This window comes from Salipiger sp., assembly GCF_059781815.1.
The window spans coordinates 1-2,780 of the sequence record NZ_JBYNAH010000052.1 but is presented as its reverse complement, the minus strand read 5'-3'; the positions used below and the strand labels follow the sequence as shown (position 1 = coordinate 2,780).

3 protein-coding genes and 1 pseudogene are annotated in these 2,780 nt (G+C 67.0%); 2 read left to right on the top strand and 2 right to left on the bottom strand.

Annotation, left to right across the window (positions count from 1 at the left end):
• Nucleotides 1-424: pseudogene (locus AC6RA4_RS08240) on the bottom strand (shikimate dehydrogenase); the annotation flags it as partial.
• 129 nt (nt 425-553) lie between these two features.
• Between AC6RA4_RS08240 and AC6RA4_RS08235 the strand changes: the two are divergent.
• A complete protein-coding gene (locus AC6RA4_RS08235; protein WP_500159224.1) occupies nt 554-1,237 on the top strand; it encodes a TetR/AcrR family transcriptional regulator in 684 nt (227 codons plus the stop codon).
• A 21-nt stretch (nt 1,238-1,258) separates the two neighbouring features.
• Here the strand turns inward: AC6RA4_RS08235 and AC6RA4_RS08230 are convergent, their stop codons facing one another.
• Entirely contained in the window at nt 1,259-2,317 is a 1,059-nt protein-coding gene (locus AC6RA4_RS08230) for a Glu/Leu/Phe/Val dehydrogenase dimerization domain-containing protein (RefSeq protein WP_500159222.1), read from the bottom strand.
• Nucleotides 2,318-2,507: 190 nt separating this feature from the next.
• Between AC6RA4_RS08230 and AC6RA4_RS08225 the strand changes: the two genes are divergently transcribed.
• Nucleotides 2,508-2,780 (top strand): Lrp/AsnC family transcriptional regulator (locus AC6RA4_RS08225; RefSeq protein ID WP_500159220.1); only part of this gene is annotated, 273 nt, incomplete at its 3' end.

Below are 2,780 nucleotides of genomic sequence, written 5' to 3'. Positions count from 1 at the left end.
CGCCGGCGCCCAGCAGCACCGCGTGGCGCGTGTCGGCGCCATCGAGCCCGCGGCGGAAGCTCTCGGCAAAGCCCCAGAGATCGGTGTTGTGGCCGATGCGCTTGCCGTCCTTCAGCACCACGGTGTTGACCGCACCGACGGCGCGGGCGTTCTCGCTCAGCTCGTCGAGCAGCGAGATCACCTCGATCTTGAACGGGTAGGTGATGTTGAGCCCGTCGAAGCCCGCGGCCTCGGCGGCGCTCACCATGTCGGTGAGCGACAGCGCGGCGCGTTCGGGCGCGTCCATGTCGAGTTTTTCATAGACCGTGAACAGCCCCTGCGCCTGCGCCTCGCGCATGTGCATCAGGGGGGTGCGCGACAGCATGATGCCGCGTCCGATCAGGCCGGCAAGCAGAGCGTCTTCGGATGTGGTGATGGTGTCCAAACCGGCCCCTCCCCTGGCGGTGTGTCGTTCTGTCGCTGACAATGAACCGTGCGGTTAAATTCGTCAAGGGAATTGAACCGTGGGGTTAAAAAGGTAGAATGCCCCTCGAGAGGGAGGCAGGGGTATCCGATGGAAAAAGAAACGAAATCGCGGCGCTGGAAGCAGAATCCCGAGGCGGTGAAATCCGATATCCTGCGCGTCGCCCGGTCGGAATTTGCCCGCAACGGCCTCTCGGGGACCCGAATCGAGGACATCGCGTCGGGCACCAAGACCTCGAAGCGGATGATCTTCTACTATTTCGGGGACAAGGAATCGCTCTACGAGGCGGTGCTCGAGGATTGCTATGCCGAGGTGCGCGCCGGCGAGGCCGAGCTCGATCTCGAGGGGCTGGCGCCGGACCGGGCGCTCAAGACGCTGATCGAGTTCACCTTCGACCACCACCGCCGCAACCCGGAATTCATCCGCCTCGTGATGATCGAGAACATCCACGAGGCGCGCCATCTCGACCGCATGGAGCGGCTGCACGGGCAGAACCTGCGCGCCATCGGCGTGGTCGAGAAGATCTGCGAGGCGGGGCTCGCGGCGGGGCTCTTCCGCGAGGATGTCTCGCCGGTGGCGCTGCACTGGCAGATCTCGGCCTTCAGCTTCTTCAACGTCGCCAACCGCGCGACCTTTGCCAGCAACTTCGGCTCGGCGCTGTTCGAGGAGGCGGGGCAGGCGCTTTTGAAGGATGCCGCGGTGCGCGGCATCCTGTGCTCGGTGCTGAGCCAGCCCGAGCGCATCGACGATCTGTTCCGGCGCGCCGAGGGCTGAGCCCGGCGCGCCAGATGATGCTTAGATCGCGTGGCTCTGGCGCCAGGCGCCCTGCAGGATGCGCGCCACCATGTCGTCGGCTTCGGCCAGCGGGGGGCGGCCGTCGCGCTTGGCCCAGTCGAGCAGCTCGGTGAAATTCGCCACCGCCTTGTCGAGCTTTTGCTCGGACCAGCTGGCATCGCCGATCCGCAGCGCCTCGCGGGCGATGTTGATCAGCCCGCCGGCATTCACCACGTAATCCGGGCAGTAGAGGATGCCGCGCTTGGCCAGACGCTCGGCGCAGTCGGGGGTCGCGAGCTGGTTGTTGGCGGCGCCGCAGACCAGCGTGGCGCGGATCTGCGGGATGGTCTCGGCGCTCAGCACGCCGCCCAGGGCGCAGGGGGCGAGGATGTCGGCCTCGGCGCTCAGGATCTCGTCGGTCGCCACGATCTCGGCGCCAAGCTCGCGGGCATGGGCGAGGGCGGTCTCGTTCACATCGGTCGCGATGAGCTTGCCGCCGGCCTCGCGGACGCGCCATGCCAGCGCCATGCCTACATGCCCGAGCCCCTGCAGCGCCACGGTGCGGCCCTCGAGGTCGTCGCTGCCGAAGGTCTGCGCGGCAGCGGCCTTCATGCAGCGGAACACGCCCTCGGCGGTGATCGGCGAGGGGTCGCCGCTGGCATAGTCTCCGGTCGAGAGCCCCGCCACATGGGCGGTCTCGGTGGCGATCTGCGCCATGTCGTCGGGCGACATGCCGACATCCTCGCCGGTGATATAGCCGCCGCGGAAGCTCTCGATGAAGCGGCCGAAGGCACGCATCTTCGCGGGCGTCTTCTCGGTCCTCGGATCGCCGAGGATCACCGCCTTGCCGCCGCCGAAGGGCACATCGGCCAGCGCTGCCTTGGCGGTCATGCCCGCCGAGAGCCGCAGCACGTCGGTCAGCGCCTCGTCGACGCCGGCATAGCGCCACATGCGGCAGCCGCCGAGCGCCGGGCCAAGCGTCGTGTCGTGCACTGCGATGAGCGCGCGCAGACCGCTGTCCTCGTCATGGCAATACTGCACCTTTTCGTGGGTGCCGGTGTGAATGGTCTCGATCTGCATGGGTGCCTCCCTGATTGGCCCGCCGCGGCACGGCCGGTGATGCGCTGCGCGCAACCCCGCTCCTCCCTCGGGGGCGCGCGCTTCAAGGATAGCGCCGGTGCCATAGCGGGTGTGACCAAAGTTCAGCCCGGAATTGCCCTGCTGGGGCCGTTTCCTCTATCTTTCTGAAAGATTGGGAGAGGATCTGACTATGGACCGCATCGACCGGCGCATTCTGGAGATTCTTCAGACCGAGGGCCGCATCCCGGTGGTGGAACTGGCCGAACGGGTGGGTCTCTCGCCGACGCCTTGCCGCAAGCGCATCGCCGCGATGGAAGGCTCTGGGGTGATCGCGCGCTACGGCGCCGAGATCGACCACGACGTTGTGCTCGCTGAGCTCCTTGCGGAAGAACGCCACGTCCACGACAAACGTCGCACCGTGTTTGTTCTGCGCCGGTCCGAAAAACGGATCTGGCAGGCTGTG

Excerpts from the sequence above, each read along its gene's own strand:
- AC6RA4_RS08230 (WP_500159222.1), bottom strand. The coding sequence starts at position 2,317 with ATGCAGATCGAGACCATTCACACCGGCACCCACGAAAAGGTGCAGTAT.
- AC6RA4_RS08235 (WP_500159224.1), top strand. The coding sequence starts at position 554 with ATGGAAAAAGAAACGAAATCGCGGCGCTGGAAGCAGAATCCCGAGGCG.